Source organism: Hymenobacter caeli (assembly GCF_013294115.1).
Classification (GTDB): Bacteria; Bacteroidota; Bacteroidia; order Cytophagales; family Hymenobacteraceae; genus Hymenobacter; species Hymenobacter caeli.
This window is the reverse complement of sequence record NZ_JABSNP010000008.1, coordinates 140,515-154,816: the sequence shown is the minus strand read 5'-3', so window position 1 is coordinate 154,816 and position 14,302 is coordinate 140,515. Positions and strand designations below refer to the sequence as shown.

The 14,302-nt window shown below is 65.1% G+C and carries 16 protein-coding genes and 4 tRNA genes; 10 read left to right on the top strand and 10 right to left on the bottom strand.

Annotation, left to right across the window (positions count from 1 at the left end; all coding sequences use genetic code 11):
• Nucleotides 1–152: 152 nt before the first annotated feature.
• The 4 genes from HNP98_RS10480 (at nucleotide 153) to HNP98_RS10465 (ending at nucleotide 2,560) form a co-directional block, all read left to right on the top strand.
• Nucleotides 153–227: transfer RNA gene (locus HNP98_RS10480), tRNA-Val, on the top strand.
• An 80-nt stretch (nucleotides 228–307) separates the two neighbouring features.
• Nucleotides 308–382, top strand: a tRNA-Val gene (locus tag HNP98_RS10475).
• Between the two features lie 133 nt (nucleotides 383–515).
• Nucleotides 516–1,319 (top strand): DUF4468 domain-containing protein, encoded by an 804-nt coding sequence (locus tag HNP98_RS10470; protein ID WP_173810021.1) that lies wholly within the window; start codon nucleotides 516–518, stop codon nucleotides 1,317–1,319.
• Between the two features lie 59 nt (nucleotides 1,320–1,378).
• Nucleotides 1,379–2,560, top strand: a complete 1,182-nt coding sequence (locus tag HNP98_RS10465; RefSeq protein WP_173810020.1) for a hypothetical protein — start codon at nucleotides 1,379–1,381, stop codon at nucleotides 2,558–2,560.
• 54 nt (nucleotides 2,561–2,614) lie between these two features.
• On the opposite strand, the gene coaE is transcribed toward HNP98_RS10465, so the two are convergent.
• From coaE to nusB, 7 genes are all read right to left on the bottom strand, one after another.
• The gene (coaE, locus tag HNP98_RS10460) at nucleotides 2,615–3,232 is read right to left on the bottom strand and encodes a dephospho-CoA kinase (RefSeq protein ID WP_173810019.1); all 618 of its coding nucleotides are present in this window, start codon (nucleotides 3,230–3,232) and stop codon (nucleotides 2,615–2,617) included.
• Between the two features lie 127 nt (nucleotides 3,233–3,359).
• Entirely contained in the window at nucleotides 3,360–4,046 is a 687-nt protein-coding gene (locus tag HNP98_RS10455) for a hypothetical protein (RefSeq protein WP_173810018.1), read from the bottom strand.
• Between the two features lie 3 nt (nucleotides 4,047–4,049).
• On the bottom strand, nucleotides 4,050–4,367 hold the full coding sequence (gene yajC / locus HNP98_RS10450) for a preprotein translocase subunit YajC (protein ID WP_173810017.1): 318 nt from the start codon (nucleotides 4,365–4,367) through the stop codon (nucleotides 4,050–4,052).
• 22 nt (nucleotides 4,368–4,389) lie between these two features.
• Nucleotides 4,390–4,899, bottom strand: coding sequence for a DUF1573 domain-containing protein (locus HNP98_RS10445; protein WP_173810016.1), 510 nt, complete (start codon nucleotides 4,897–4,899; stop codon nucleotides 4,390–4,392).
• Between the two features lie 96 nt (nucleotides 4,900–4,995).
• Entirely contained in the window at nucleotides 4,996–5,994 is a 999-nt protein-coding gene (locus HNP98_RS10440) for an isocitrate/isopropylmalate dehydrogenase family protein (RefSeq protein WP_173810015.1), read from the bottom strand.
• Between the two features lie 120 nt (nucleotides 5,995–6,114).
• Complete coding sequence (locus tag HNP98_RS10435; protein ID WP_173810014.1) at nucleotides 6,115–6,423, bottom strand: YtxH domain-containing protein; 309 nt, start codon at nucleotides 6,421–6,423, stop codon at nucleotides 6,115–6,117.
• 80 nt (nucleotides 6,424–6,503) lie between these two features.
• Complete coding sequence (gene nusB, locus HNP98_RS21885; RefSeq protein ID WP_246275077.1) at nucleotides 6,504–7,817, bottom strand: transcription antitermination factor NusB; 1,314 nt, start codon at nucleotides 7,815–7,817, stop codon at nucleotides 6,504–6,506.
• A gap of 239 nt (nucleotides 7,818–8,056) precedes the next feature.
• Between nusB and HNP98_RS10425 the strand changes: the two genes are divergently transcribed.
• Both HNP98_RS10425 and HNP98_RS10420 read left to right on the top strand, forming a co-directional pair.
• Nucleotides 8,057–9,841 carry an ABC transporter ATP-binding protein gene (locus HNP98_RS10425; protein ID WP_173810013.1) on the top strand — a complete coding sequence of 595 codons (1,785 nt, stop codon included), beginning with the start codon at nucleotides 8,057–8,059 and terminating at the stop codon, nucleotides 9,839–9,841.
• A 20-nt stretch (nucleotides 9,842–9,861) separates the two neighbouring features.
• The gene (locus HNP98_RS10420; RefSeq protein WP_173810012.1) at nucleotides 9,862–10,254 is read left to right on the top strand and encodes a VOC family protein; all 393 of its coding nucleotides are present in this window, start codon (nucleotides 9,862–9,864) and stop codon (nucleotides 10,252–10,254) included.
• Nucleotides 10,255–10,275: 21 nt separating this feature from the next.
• On the opposite strand, the gene HNP98_RS10415 is transcribed toward HNP98_RS10420, so the two are convergent.
• On the bottom strand, nucleotides 10,276–10,764 hold the full coding sequence (locus tag HNP98_RS10415) for a T9SS type A sorting domain-containing protein (RefSeq protein WP_173810011.1): 489 nt from the start codon (nucleotides 10,762–10,764) through the stop codon (nucleotides 10,276–10,278).
• A gap of 182 nt (nucleotides 10,765–10,946) precedes the next feature.
• Here HNP98_RS10415 and HNP98_RS10410 point away from each other — a divergent pair.
• The 3 genes from HNP98_RS10410 to HNP98_RS10400 all read left to right on the top strand — a co-directional run bounded on the left by HNP98_RS10410 (nucleotide 10,947) and on the right by HNP98_RS10400 (nucleotide 11,881).
• Nucleotides 10,947–11,020, top strand: a tRNA-Pro gene (locus HNP98_RS10410).
• 109 nt (nucleotides 11,021–11,129) lie between these two features.
• Nucleotides 11,130–11,203, top strand: a tRNA-Pro gene (locus HNP98_RS10405).
• Between the two features lie 114 nt (nucleotides 11,204–11,317).
• Nucleotides 11,318–11,881 carry a hypothetical protein gene (locus tag HNP98_RS10400; protein ID WP_173810010.1) on the top strand — a complete coding sequence of 188 codons (564 nt, stop codon included), beginning with the start codon at nucleotides 11,318–11,320 and terminating at the stop codon, nucleotides 11,879–11,881.
• Nucleotides 11,882–11,911: 30 nt separating this feature from the next.
• On the opposite strand, the gene HNP98_RS10395 is transcribed toward HNP98_RS10400, so the two are convergent.
• Both HNP98_RS10395 and HNP98_RS10390 read right to left on the bottom strand, forming a co-directional pair.
• The gene (locus tag HNP98_RS10395; RefSeq protein ID WP_173810009.1) at nucleotides 11,912–12,442 is read right to left on the bottom strand and encodes a GyrI-like domain-containing protein; all 531 of its coding nucleotides are present in this window, start codon (nucleotides 12,440–12,442) and stop codon (nucleotides 11,912–11,914) included.
• Nucleotides 12,443–12,475: 33 nt separating this feature from the next.
• Nucleotides 12,476–12,658: a hypothetical protein gene (locus HNP98_RS10390; protein WP_173810008.1), complete on the bottom strand. Its 183-nt coding sequence runs from the start codon at nucleotides 12,656–12,658 to the stop codon at nucleotides 12,476–12,478.
• 210 nt (nucleotides 12,659–12,868) lie between these two features.
• Between HNP98_RS10390 and HNP98_RS10385 the strand changes: the two genes are divergently transcribed.
• Nucleotides 12,869–14,275: an FAD-dependent oxidoreductase gene (locus HNP98_RS10385; protein WP_173810007.1), complete on the top strand. Its 1,407-nt coding sequence runs from the start codon at nucleotides 12,869–12,871 to the stop codon at nucleotides 14,273–14,275.
• Nucleotides 14,276–14,302 lie beyond the last annotated feature (27 nt).

Below are 14,302 nucleotides of genomic sequence, written 5' to 3'. Positions count from 1 at the left end.
AATCTGAAAAAACAAAAATTTATTCGACTGAAAATAAATGGCTTGCCTCGTGATTGGGGAAAGATTCAACCGAAAAACGTCTTTCGCCGCTCCTTCCAGTTGGCCCAACCGAAAAAAATCCTCCATCTTTGCAATCCCAAACGAAAATCCCCGGGAGATTAGCTCAGCTGGTTCAGAGCATCTGCCTTACAAGCAGAGGGTCACTGGTTCGAACCCAGTATCTCCCACATTGATAACTAGTCAGTTAGCACATAAATAAAGCAGTAGTTTTGATTTTGGGTTGAACGTTGGTTTGACTCGATACCCCGGGAGGTTAGCTCAGTTGGTTTAGAGCGCTTGCTTCACACGCCAGAGGTCGAAGGTTCGAATCCTTTACTTCCCACATTGATTGATAGCCACTTAGAATTTATTCTGAGTGGCTGTTTTTTTTCTCCGTCCGCTGATTGGTTACGGTCGGTTAGGTCCGTTAAGCGCGTGCTATTTTGCGGCGTATTCGCGCTTGGTGCTTGGGATTAATGAAAGCTTTTTCGCTATTTCTTTCGCTGCTGTTGCCCGTGGCCGCTACTGCCCAAAAGCTGGTGGCCACCACGCCGCCCATTGCCTGCCACGTGGGGCTGGTGAAAGCGCCGCTGTACCGCAGCGCCGCCGACACGGCGGGCCGGCCCGCCGTGCTAGTGCCCAGCCAGGAAGAGGTGGTGGTGGTGGGTAAATTCTCGCCCCGGTGGGTAGTGGCTAAGCGGGAGGGGTTTCTGTACCTGGTCCCGGTACGGGCGCTGAGCGACTACGACCCCGACGACGCTGCGCCGCTGCCCCTCGACCCCCAAACCCAGCGCATCGCTTACGAAGGGGTGGTGCCCGTGCCAGGCGTGAGCCAAGCCGATCTGTACGCCCGCGCCCGCGCCTGGGTCGCGCGGGCGTACCCCCTGAAAGACGACGTAGTGCAACTGCAAGACCAAGCGCAAATAACCGTGAAAAGCGCCCGCATCGCTCGGGTGCGCACCCCCTACGCGGGCGTGTTGCGCAGTAGCTACGCCGGCGTGGTGCGGCACACCCTCACCATCTACGTGAAAGACGGCCGCTACAAATACGTCCTCACTGACTTGGCCCACGATGCCGCTGGGGTACCCAACATGCGGTCGGGTGGCCCACTGGAGCAGGATAAAGCCAGTCTGTACGGCTACGTAGGCATCGGGAGTACCAAGCCCTGGCGCGACCTTAAAGTAGAAGCCACGCGCGAGGCCCGGCACTTGGTAGCGGACCTGCAAGAAGCCATGACGTTGATGCCCGCCAAGGCCAGCAAGGTCCCCAGCGATTTTTAGCCGCCCGCTTTTGGGGCCGGGAAGTGCCGCGGGGCCCGTGCCCTTGTACTTTTGCGCCGATGAGCTACACCCTGCACGAAGTTGACTCGCTGGCCTGGCACGGGCTGTTCCTGGCCGTGCCGCAGCGACTGCATGGCCACCGCCCGCAGTACATCGGCCCGCTCGACAACGAAATCGAGGCCGTGTTCGACCCCCTGAAAAACCCCAACCTGGCCACCGGCGAAGCCGTGCGCTGGGTGCTGCTCGACGCCGAGGGCATCGCCGTGGGCCGGGTGGCCGCCTTCCTCAACCGCGAGGCGGTGGACGTGAAAAACCCCGACCTGCCCACCGGCGGCCTCGGCTTCTTCGAGGCCCCCAACGACCCGGTGGCGGCCGGCCTGCTCTTCGACGCGGGCCGCGCCTGGCTGGCGGCGCGGGGCATGCAGGCCATGGACGGCCCCATCAACTTCGGCGAGCGGGACCGGTTCTGGGGCGTGCTGATTGACGGTTTTGAATGGGAGCCTAACTACGGCATGTTCTGGCACCCGCCGTACTACCAAGCCTTGTTCGAGGGCTACGGGTTTGAAGTGTATTTCAAGCAGTTCACCTGCGCCCGGCCGGTCCTTACGGAGCTGCATCCCAGCTTTGCCAAGCGCCTGGCCGGGTTTGAAGCCGACCCGCGCTACCGCTTCGCCCACGGCCGCAAGGCCGCGCCTGAAAAGCTGGCCCAGGATTTCCACCACGTGTACAACCTGGCCTGGGGCCGCCACGCGGGCGTGAAGCCCATGAGCCTCGACCAGGCCCGCGACCTGGTGCGCGAAATGACGCCCGTGCTCGACGAGCGCCTGCTGGCCTTTGCCTACCACGACGACGAGCCGGTGGCCTTTTTCCTGAGCCTGCCCGAGCTGAACCAGATTTTCAAGCACGTGGGCCGCCGCCTCGACCTGCTGGGCAAGCTGCGCTTCGTGTGGCAGCAGTGGCGCTACGGCCGCCGCCGCGACAAGAAAATGCTCGGCATCATCTACGGGGTGGTACCGGCCCACCAGGGCACGGGCCTCGATTCGGCCCTGATTCTGGACGCCCAAAAACGGTTCATCTCGGGCGGCTACACCGACATTGAAATGAACTGGATTGGCGACTTCAACCCGCGGATGCTGGTCACCACGCGCTCCATTGGGGCCAAAATCCGTAAAACCCACGCCACCTACCGCTTCCTGTTCGACCGCACCCGGCCCTTCGAGCGCTCCCCGATTATTCGGTAAAGGGTAATAATTGGAAGCGGCGAGCGGAGGCGGGAAAGCAGTTTTTTCGCTGGTTCAGCCTTCGCTTTCTATTAGCGACAACCGCCTGATTTTCGCGTCCAGCGCCAGCACCTGGGGCAGCACCAGCTGCACGTCATCGTTGTGCACCACGTAATTGGCCCGCTGCTGGCGCTCTTCTTCGCCCAGCTGCTTGCCGATGATGGCCTGCACATCCGCTGCGGTGCGGTGGGGGTCGCGGCGCAGCACGCGGGCCTCGCGCACGGCCAGCGGCGCGGCCACGGTGACGACGTAATCGAGGGTTTGGTACGCACCCGACTCAAAAAGCAGGGCCGCCTCTTTGAGGATATAGGGGGCCCCGGCGGCTTGCCGGGCGGCTGCCCAGCGGGCAAAATCCTTGCCCACCCGCGGGTGCACCAGCGCGTTGAGCTGCGCCAGCCGCGCCGGGTCGCCAAACACGGTGCGGGCCAGCCCGGGCCGGTTGAGCTGGCCGGCCGGCGTGTAGGCTTCGGGCCCGAAGGCGGCCAGCAGCTGCCCGCGCAGCAGCGCGTCGTGCTCCATCACCCAGCGGGCCCGCTGGTCGGAGTCGTACACGGGGATGCCCAGCAGGCCAAACACGCGGCTCACCACGCTTTTGCCCGACCCGATGCCGCCGGTGATGCCGATGCGTAACATGCTGATGATCTGGGAGAAGTGGAAATAATTAAGCAGGCATAAGTAAACGCATATTACGCATACTGTAAGCCATCGAAAATCAGGACGAAAGCTATCAGCTAATAGCTATCAGCTAACAGCTCATTGCTTAACGGGCCCGCAGCTCGGCCTGCACCTGGGCCGCGGCGGGCCGCACCAGCGCCGGGGCCCGCACGGCCAGCCGCGCCGCGCCGGGGCCCGTGCCGGCGGGCAGCGCCACCGGGTAGGGGCTGGGCAGGCGGGCCACCACGCTGGCGGGCCCCCGGAACGAAAGAGCGGCCGGCTCGAAGTGCGCCGTGAAGGCCGGGGCCCGGCCCGAGTCGGGCGCGGCCAGGGCCAGCGGCAGCCGGCGCGTGGCGTAGCGGTCAAAGGTCAGGCGCAGGGTATCGCTGGCCCACTCGTCCACTTGCAGGCCTTCGAGGGCCGTTTGCAGGCTGCGCTGCCAGGTGCTGGCGGCCAGGTAGCGGGTGCCGGGGCGGGGCACCGGCCGCAGCTCGGCCGGGTGCAGGCCCATGCCCAGGTTGGCCCGCAGCAAGCGCCAGCCCTGGCCAGTAACGACCACCGGCACGGCCGCCGGCAGCGGCCGCAGCGACACGTAGTGCGCCGTGTCGTAGCGCCAGACGAGCGGGCAGCTGAGGCGGGTGCTGTACGTTTTGTTCAGCGCGTTCATTTGCCAGAACACGACCGCCGCCAGCAGGCACACGGCCGCCGCCTGGTAAAAGCCGGGCTCCTGGCCGGTGAACGGCTCCACGAGCCAGCGGCCCAGCCGGCCGGCCCGCGCCCACGGGGTTGGCATGGGCTAGGCGATGGTTTCGGCCGGGGCCTTGGTGCCCACCTCACGGGCAATGGCCGAGCGGTCGAAGCGCAGCTTCACGCCGCGGTCCACCTCCACTACTACCGTCTCCTCGGTCAGCTCAATCACCAGCCCGTGCAGGCCGCCGATGGTGACCACGCGCGCGCCCTTGGCGAGGGCCTGCCGGAACTTCTTGGTGTCGGCGGAGCGCTTTTGCTGGGGCCGAATCATGAAAAAGTATACCACCGCCGCGATGGCGACCGGAAACAGAAACTGGGTGTAGTCGGCCGCCGGGGCTTGCAGCAACAAGGTGAGGTTCAGCATGGAATCAAACGTAATGGCGGGTTTAGTTGGCGGCAGTAGTGCCGGTTAGCACGTTGCCTTTGATGGTGATGGTGGTGATGCTGGGCTGGGTATTGGCCCGCACGTTCACCTGCTTGCTGATGAGGCCCTGCTTGCCGTGGCTGTCGAACTGCACTTCCAGCGTGCCCTTGGCCCCGGGGGCAATGGGGTCTTTGGTCCAGTTGGGGGTGGTGCAGCCGCACGAAGCGGTGGCGTCGGCGATGAGCAGCGGCGACTTGCCGGTGTTGGTGAAGTTGAAGGTGTGGTGCACCTTGCTGTCGGCCGCAATGTCCTTAAAATCAAACTCCTGCTCAGCGAAGCTCATCACCGGGGCGTCGGGGTTCGGCGTTTCGTTTTCCTTCACCACGTTGGGGTTGTCCACGGCGGGGTTGGCGGTGGCATCGGCGGCCTGGTTGGCGGCGGCGTTCATGCCTTGGGTGCCCACGTCGGCGGTTTTGTCGCGGTTGCAGGCGGCCAGCAGCAGGGCCGCGGCCAGAAGGGAGGTTACTTTCATGTTAATTGGTTTTTAGCTGTCAGTCGGTGGTTGTCAGTTGTCCGGCCTGGTAACCTAACAACTGACAACCACCAACCGACAACCAACAGTGTGACCCTACAGCTTGTCGATGATGTGCTGGGTGAATTCGCTGGTGGTGGCGCGGCCGCCCAGGTCGCCGGTGCACTGCTCCTGGTGCAGCAGCGTGTCGTCCAGGGCCTTGTCGAGGCGGTCGGCGACGACGTGCTCGCCCAGGTGGTGCAGCATCATGATGGCCGAGCGCAGCAGGGCCGTGGGGTTGGCCTTGCCCTGCCCGGCAATGTCGGGGGCCGAGCCGTGCACGGCCTCAAAAATGGCCATGTTGTCGCCGATGTTGGCCCCGGCCACCACGCCCAGGCCGCCCACCAGGCCGGCGCACAGGTCGGAGAGCAGGTCGCCGAACAGGTTGGTGGTCACAATCACGTCGAACTGCTCGGGCTTGCTCACCAGCTGCATGCACATGTTGTCGATGATTTTGTCTTCGAACACGATGTGCGGAAACTCCAGCGACGCCTCTTTGCAGGCGTTGATCATAATGGTGCCGGCCATCTTAATGATGTTGGCCTTGTGGGCCAGCGTCACTTTTTTGCGGCCGTGGCGGTTGGCGTAGGCAAAGGCGGCGCGGCAAATTTTGCGGCTGCCCTCCACCGTCACCCGGGCAATGGAATCGGCGATGCCCAGGCGCTCGTCGAACACCTCCAGGCCCGAGTACAGGCCCTCGGTGTTCTCGCGAAACAGCACCAGGTCGATGCCTTCGTAGCGGGTGTGGATGCCGGGCGTGGTTTTGCTGGGCCGCACGTTCTGGTAGAGGTCGTACTTCTGGCGCAGCGTCACGTTGATGCTGCGGAAGCCCTTGCCCACCGGCGTGGTAATGGGCCCCTTGAGGGCTACCTTATTCTTCTCCAGCGACTTGAGCAGCGCCACCGGAATCAGCTCGCCCGACTGGTCGAACGTGGTTTGGCCGGCGTTCTGCTCTTCCCATTGCACGGGCACCTGCGCGGCGGCGAAAATATCAGTAACAGCTTTGGTGATTTCCGGCCCGATGCCGTCGCCGGGAATGAGGGTTACTAGGTGCATTTTTTCAATGAGTGAATGGGTGAATGGGTGAATGAGTGAATGAGTGGCTGGGGCCCAGGGGATTTCTCTGCACCGGGTTCCGTCCACTCATTCACTCATTCACCCATTCACCCATTGAAATTAAGCGCCCTTGCGGGAGTTGATTTGGTTGATGAGCTGGTCCACGTCGCCGAGCAGCTGCTCGGCTTTGTCGCGGGCGTCGGAGATGACGCGCTGGCCCTCGGTTTTGGCCGACGACGCGCCCGCCTCGCGGCTCGTGACGAGGCCTTCGGCGAGGTCGGCGAGCATGGCGCGGGACTTTTCGAGCTGGTAGCTCAGCCAGGAGCGGGTTTCGCGGCCCGTTTCGGGCGCGTAGAGCAGGCCAAAGAGGGCCCCGGTGAGGGCCCCGCCCGTGAAACACAGAATGCCGGTGGTGGTTTTGCCAGCCATGATGCGGGAGAGGAAGGGTGGAAAATGCGCGGTTTTACGAAATATACGGCCTTCAAGATGCCCGGGGCCCGACGGCGCAACTACTGGTTGTCGAGCAGGCCGCGGCCCGATTTGCGAATCTCGCCGCTGGCGGCCAGGTCCTGGGCCAGCTTGTCGAGCACGCCGTTCACGAACTGCTTGCTTTTGGGGGTGCTGTACACCTTGCTGATTTCGATGTACTCGTTGATGGTCACCTTCACCGGAATGCCGCGGAAAAGCTGCATTTCGCACAGGGCCATCTTGAGGATGATTTTGTCGAGCAGGGCCACGCGCTCCACGTCCCAGTTCTGCACCGACCCGGCGATAAGGGCCTCCGCCTTGGCGTCGTCAGCCAGCGTCTGCTGGTACAGGGTTTCGGCAAATTCGCGGTCGTCGGCCCAGTTGGCGCTCAGGTTCATCAGCTCCTGCTGGTCGGTGGCCGCGTAGGGCAGCATCTTCAGGGTTTTGAGCACCAGGTTGCGCACGATGGGCCGGTTTTCTTCCCAATTCAAGTCGTCGCTCTCCAGCTGGCGGGGCAACTCCACACCCCTGAACACAAACTCCTTGTACAGAAAGCGCAGAAATTCCAGGTCGGCCTCGTACTCGGCTTCTTCGCCGCTGGCGGCGAGGGTAGAAGCCGGGGCCTCGTCGGTGGCAGCCTCATCGCCGCCGTCCGCGTCGGTTTCGGCGGGGCTATCGGTTTCTGCGTCGGCGGTGGCCAGGGTGGCGGCGGCCAGGGGCTGGCCCTTCAGGTAGGCCAGCACCGTGGGGTGGCCGCTCATCTCGTCGCGCCAGGCCCGGCGCAGGGCCTCCAGCTCTTCGGTGCCCAGCCATTGCAGCTTGCGCCGGATGGTGAGGCTCTGCAGCTGCTCGTTGGCCATGAGCTTGGCGATGGCGGTGCTGCCCGCCAGGCGGCTGGTGTCCAGGGCGTTTTCGCGGGGGCCCAGGCGGCGGCGGGCCTCGCGGTCGTTGTCTTCTTCCAGCACTTGCAGCAGCGAGGCGGGCAGGTTCAGCAGGTGCAGGTACTGGTCGTGGATGCTTTCGGCCCCGGCCAGCAGCTGCCCGCCGAAGAACTTGGCGTCTTTCTTCACCTGGTCCTGGTAGTAGCGGATGGCGTCGTTCAGGGCCTCGTCCACGGCCTTATCGTCGGTTTTCTCGGGGGCCTCGTGGGTGCGGTGCCACTCGCGGAAGCGGGCCTCGCCCAGCTTGCGCTGGCCTTCGAGCTGGCGGCGGTCGGGGGCCACTTCGGCGTTCAGGTCGGGCTCGAAGGCTTCGGCGATGCGGTCCTGGGCCAGCCCCAAATCGGCCCCGGCCGCCTGGTGGTAGGCGTACAGGGATTGCATGACTTTGATGCGAAGGAGGCGGCGGTTCAGCATTGGATAAAAAGGAATCGGAATTGGCGGTTTGGCGGGCGGCAACGCCGGGGCGGGGCCCGGCGTTGCCGCCCGGGCGTAACTTTGCGGCGGGGCACGGGTTCTGGCTGGGGCCCCCGGATCCGGCGGAACCATGTGCCCGCCGGCCCGTTTCCAGAGGGCATCAACGGCGGGCATCGTTCCGCGTTGCGGCCACAAAAGTACCCCGTTTTTTCCGATCCCGCCCTTTTTTTCGCTTGCCCGTGCGTGCCCTCACCGCCGTCAACCCCTTCATTTACCGTTACAAATGGCACTTCCTGGGGGGGCTGCTGTTCGTGGCCCTGAGCACGCTGCTCACCATCTGGCCGGCCCAGCTCGTGCGCTACGCCTTCGATTTGGTCAGCGAGGGCATCGACTTGTACCGCCTCTTTGCCGGCACCCAGTCCCAGCAGGCGGTGTACTCGCTGTTCGGGCGCAACGTGCTGTTCTACGGGGTGCTCATCATCGTGCTGGCGCTGCTGCGGGGAATCTTTTTGTTCTTCATGCGCCAGACGCTCATCGTGATGTCGCGCCTCGTCGAAAACGACCAGAAGAACCAGATTTACCTGCACTACCAGTCGCTGCCGCTCAGCTTCTACCGCCGCCACAGCACCGGCGACCTCATGTCGCGCATCAGCGAAGACGTGGGCCGCGTGCGCATGTACCTGGGCCCCGGCATCATGTACTTTTTGCAGCTCGTGCTGCTGTTCGTGCTCATCGTGCCGCTCATGCTGCTCGTCAACGTCAAGCTCACGCTCTACACGCTGGCCCCGCTGCCGCTGCTCTCGGTCAGCATCTTTTACGTCAACAACTTAATCGAGCGCAAGTCCGACCAGATTCAACGCTCGCTGGCCGCCATGACCACCTTCACCCAGGAAGCCTTTTCGGGCATTCGGGTGCTGAAATCGTTTTCCCGGCAGGCCGATTCGCACGCCCAGTTCACCAAGGCCAGCAACGAGTACAAGGAGAAGTCGCTGGATTTGAACTTCGTCAACTCGCTGTTTTTCCCGCTGATTCTGTTCCTGATTGGCCTGAGCACGCTCATCACCGTGTGGGTGGGGGGGCAGGAGGTCATCCGCGGCACCATCACCACGGGCACCATCGCCGAGTTCCTGATTTACGTGAACCTGCTCACCTGGCCGGTCACGGCCCTGGGCTGGACGTCGTCGCTGGTGCAGCGGGCCGAGGCTTCGCAGGCCCGCATCAACGAGTTCCTGGACCAGAAAACCGACATTGTGTCGCGCCAAAACCTGGAGCACGAAATGCAGGGCGACATCGTGTTCGACAATGTGTCGTTTACCTACCCCGACACCGGCATCCGGGCCCTGCACGGCGTCAGCTTCCGCATCCGCCCGGGCCAGACGCTGGCCGTCATCGGCAACACCGGCTCGGGCAAGAGCACCATCGCCGCGCTGCTCTGCCGGCTGTACGATGCCACGGCTGGCCACATCGAGATTGACGGCCTCGACGTGCGCGACTACGCCCTGGACAACCTGCGCGAGCAAATCGGCTACGTGCCGCAGGACGTGTTCCTGTTCTCGGACAGCATCCGCCACAACATCAACTTCGGCCTCGACCACCCGTCGGAGGAAAAGATGCTGCAAGCCGCCCGCGACGCGGCTGTGTACGACAACATCATGGGCTTCCCCGAGGGCTTCGACACGAAAGTGGGCGAGCGGGGCATCACCCTGAGCGGCGGCCAGAAGCAGCGCGTGAGCATGGCCCGGGCCCTGGTGAAGGAGCCCAAAATCCTGATCCTGGACGACTCGCTCTCCGCCGTCGATACCAAGACGGAGAACACCATCCTGGGGGCCCTCCAGCGCATCATGGCCGACCGCACCAGCCTCATCATCTCGCACCGCGTGAGCTCGGTGAAGCTGGCCGACGACATCCTGGTGCTCGACGACGGCGTGATTGTGCAGCACGGCACCCACGAGGCCCTCATGGCCGAGCCCGAGGGCCTGTACCGGGCCCTGTACGAGCGGCAGCTACAAGCCGAAGAAGCTTAAATAATTATAGCCACCCGTTTATGAACCAGCGCCTGGCGCACGTCACGGTGCTCGTCCGCGACTACGACGAAGCCATTGCCTTCTACACCGAAGTGCTGGGCTTCACGCTCGCGGCCGACCAGGCCCTGGGCGAAGGCAAGCGCTGGGTGGTGGTGGCCCCGCCGGGCCCGGCGGGGTGCGGCCTGCTGCTGGCCGAAGCCCATACTGACGACGAAAAGCGGGCCGTGGGCCGGCAGGGCGCCGGCCGCGTCTGGCTGTTCCTGCACACCGACGATTTCTGGCGCGACCACGCCGCGCTGCAAGCCCGGGGCCTGCGCTTCCTCGAAACGCCGCGCACGGAGCCCTACGGCCACGTGGCCGTGTTCGAGGACCTGTACGGCAACCGCTGGGACCTGCTGGAGCCGCGCGGCTAGGGGCCGCCCGGCCCGCCGGCGCTAGTCGAGGTGGACGCGGCGCATGCCCGAGCGCAGGCCGGCCGTGCAGTGCACCACGTAGTAGCCGGCGGGCAGCTGGCTCACGTTCAGGTCAATGGCCTTGTTGCTGGCCATGACGTTGCGCGTGAGCACCGGGCGGCCCGTGGCGTCGTTCACTTCGATGGTGGTGGGGCCCGGCACGTCGGTGCGCACCGCGAGCTGCTTGGTGGTGGGGTTGATTTCCGCCTTGATTTTGAGGGCCGTGGGGTCGGCGGCCGGCGTGGCGGGGGCCAGCGCCACGTGGGCGGGGGCCTCGTCGTCGGCCGCAGCGTTGGCGGGGGCCGCCGCGGCTTTGGGCACGGCCGCGCCCGGGGCGGCGGGTTTGGGGGCGGCGGTTTTTAGGGGGGCTTTGGCCGCGGGCTTGGCCGCCGGGGCCTTGCTTTGGGCCCGAGTAGTGGCCGGCGCGAGCGCCAGCAGGCCACCGCAGAGGATAAAAAATAGAATTTTCATAACGTTCAAAAGAATAAAAAGTACCGCTAACGACGGCAGAGATAAAAGTACATAACCCCCCGCCAATCACGCGAATGCGGGGCGCGGCGGCCCCTGTGGCGGCGGGTCCCGGCAAAAAATAATTGGCCGCTGTTTGCACCGGGCGCAGCAAAAGCGTTACCTTTGTCGCTCCAATTACCCATCGGGGTGTAGCGTAGCCTGGTATCGCGCCAGCATGGGGTGCTGGAGGTCGTAGGTTCGAATCCTGCCACTCCGACTGCAAGGGCAGCCGCTCTTGAAAGCCTCCGAACTTCGCGTTCGGAGGCTTTTTTCGGCCGCGGGAATTGGAAATAGCAACGGGTGCCCGCCCCATCGGGCCCCGGTTTCGGGGTGTAGCGCAGCCCGGTAGCGCGCGTCGTTCGGGACGACGAGGCCGTAGGTTCGAATCCTGCCACCCCGACCCGCAAAAAGGCCCTTCCAATTGTTTGGAAGGGCCTTTTTTTGTGTTTGTCAATGACAATTTACGGGGAGAGGATGCGTTCGCCAGAATATTCCATATTTCCTTTTCACGTTTATGAAAAAAGTACTTTTGCTGGCGCTGCTGGCGCTGCTGGCCCTGGCGGCCGGCGCGGCCCACGCCCAAACCCCGCTCACCAAAGGCCGGGGCCTGCTGACGGGCACCATCGGCTACCACCACGAAAGCCACGGCAGCCAGGGGTCAGGTAACTTGTTTGAGCTCTCGCCCACGGTGGGCAAGTTCGTGGCCGACAACCTGGTGGTAGGCGTTAGCGCCAGCCTCCGCCTCGACGGCGGCAACTCGGATTATTTCGGCGGCAATTCGTTCGCCGTGGGGCCATTTGCCCGCTACTACCGCTTTGTGGGCGGCGACAAATTCGCCTTATTCGGCCAGGGCAGCGTGGGCTACGCCCGCACAAATCCGGGGGTCTTCGACGGCGTTAACCAAGGCTACCTGAGCGTGACGCCGGGGCTGGCCTTCTTTCCCGTCCCGCGCTTCGGGGTGGAAGCCTCCCTGCGGGGCCTCTCGTACGCCACCGATTTTAACAACGTTTCCACCTTCGACCTGGGCTTCAGCCTGAGCAATTTCCAGCTGGGCGCGGCCTATTACTTCGGCAAGTAGTGCGCTGGGGCCCCGGGCCGGAAACCGGTACTACTTCACGCCCACCCACACTTCGGCGGTTTCGCCGGGGCCGAAGCGTTCGAGGTAGAAGTCGCGCGGGGCCAGCTTTTGGTCTTTCACCACGGCCTGGGCGGCGGGGTAGAGCTTGTTGGGCGAGAGCAGGAAGCTGACGCCGGCGGTGCGGGCGGCCACCACGCGCTGGCCGGCGGGCACCAGGCGGTAGCGCAGGCCGGCGGGCAGCGGCCGCAGCGTGTCGGCCACCGCCAGGCCGATGAAGGCCCGCACCGTGTCGTGGTCGGTTTCGGGGTTGTTGTAGTAGAGGTTGGCCAGGGCAGTCCCGGGCAGGCGGCCTTCGTCGAGCACCTGCTTGGCCCGGCGGAACAGGGGCCCGAAGCCGTCGCCCTGCGCGGAGCCGGCGTAGGCCTGCCCGGCCAGAAACACCGGCGCGCCGGTGGTTTCGAGGGCGGCGGTGGCCGGCCGGAACCCGCCCAGCCAGGCGTAGGCCCCCACGGCCAGGGCACTCAGCAGCACGGCGGCCAGAAAAATGTAGCGGGTCGTCATAAGGCGCAAAGGTAACGGCGGGCCCGGGGAGGGCTAGTACACCAGGTCGGGGTGGCCGCCGAGCCGCGGGTCGGGCTCTTCGCCAATCTGGAAGCCGCAGAACACGAGCGTGCGCGGGGCCGGCCGGGGTGGGGCCCAGCCGGGGGCGCCGGCGGCCGAAGGGAGGTGCGGGGCGGGGGCGTTGAAGTAAGCTAGGGCTTCGGGGAATTCTCTCATGGCGCGGAAGGGAGGACGGCTTTGCTGATAATATTCTGCCTAAATATTCGAGCGCGGGCCCGCCGCGGATTTTCAGCCCGCCCTGGTTTCGGTGAACGGCGCGTTTCGCGTGCCAAACGGCCCCAAAGGGCAGGGCCGGCAAACCGGGCTGGCCGGAGGCTGTTGCTGGGTGGGCGTAGCTTCGCGGCCCCTTTACTTCCTCCTTTGCTTATGTCGCTGCCCACTTCTTCTGCCGCCGGCACGGCCCCGGCGGGCCCCACCGGGGCCGTGCCACCGCTCACCGTGGCGGGGGCGGGGCTGGTGGGCTCGCTGCTGGCGCTGTACCTGGCCCGGCGCGGCCACCCGGTGCAACTGCTCGACCGCCGCCCCGACCTGCGCCGCAGCGGCCGCAGCGAAGGCCGCTCCATCAACCTGGCCCTGTCGGACCGCGGCTGGCGGGCCCTGGAGGGCGTGGGCATCGCCGACGACGTGCGGCGGGTCAGCATCCCGCTCTACCGGCGGGTGATGCACGACCGCCAGGGCCAGCTCACGGGCCAGCCCTACGGGGCCGCCGGGCAGGCCATCTACTCCGTCAACCGCGACCAGCTCAACCGCACCCTGCTCGACTTGCTGGAGGCCCGGCCCGGCGTGCAGCTGCGCTTCGGCCAGCAGCTCCAGCGCCTCGACTTGGCCGGCCGCGCCCTGCACCTGCGCGACGTGGCCACCGGCCGCGAGTACACCGAGCCGTACAGCCAGCTGTTTGGGGCCGACGGGGCATTTTCGGCCGTGCGCGGGGCCCTGCAACGCACCGACCGCTACAACTACTCGCAAACCTACCTGGAGTACGGCTACAAGGAGCTGACCTTGGAAGCGGGCCCCGGCGGCACCTGGGCCCTGGAGAAAAACGCCCTTCACATCTGGCCCCGCGGCCAGTACCTGATGATTGCGCTGCCCAACCTCGACGGCTCGTTCAACGCCACCCTGTTTTTTCCCTACGAGGGCCCCGCGAGTTTCGCCGCCCTGCCCGACGCGGCGGCCGTAACGGCCTTTTTCGCCGACGTATTCGCCGACGCCGTCCCGCTAATGCCGCGCCTGGCCGAGGAGTTTTTCACCAACCCCACCAGCTCGCTCGTCACGGTGCGTTGCTACCCGTGGCACGCGGCCGACGTGCTGCTGCTCGGCGACGCGGCCCACGCCATCGTGCCCTTTTACGGGCAGGGCATGAACGTGGGCTTCGAGGACTGCACCGTGCTCGACGGCCTGCTGAACGCGCACGGCGACGCCGCCTGGCCCGCCGTGATGGCCGAATTTGAGCAGCAGCGCAAGCCCAACGCCGACGCCATGGCCGACTTAGCGCTGTACAACTTCGTTGAGATGCGCGACCGGGTGGGCGACCCGCGCTTTTTGCTGCAAAAGCGCATCGAGAACAAGATTGCGGCGCTCTACCCCGACCGATGGGTGCCGCTCTACACGCGGGTCACGTTTTCGCACCTGCCCTACGCCGAGGCCTGGGCCGCCGGCCAGCGCCAGGACGCCGTGATGGCCCGCCTCATGCCCTACATCCAAGCCGAAGCCGATTTCGACGGCCCCGCCGTGCAGGCGCAGCTGCTCCAAGAACTGGCCGCCACCGGTGTGTAGCACAGAAAAAAAAGCTGCGCAAGAACA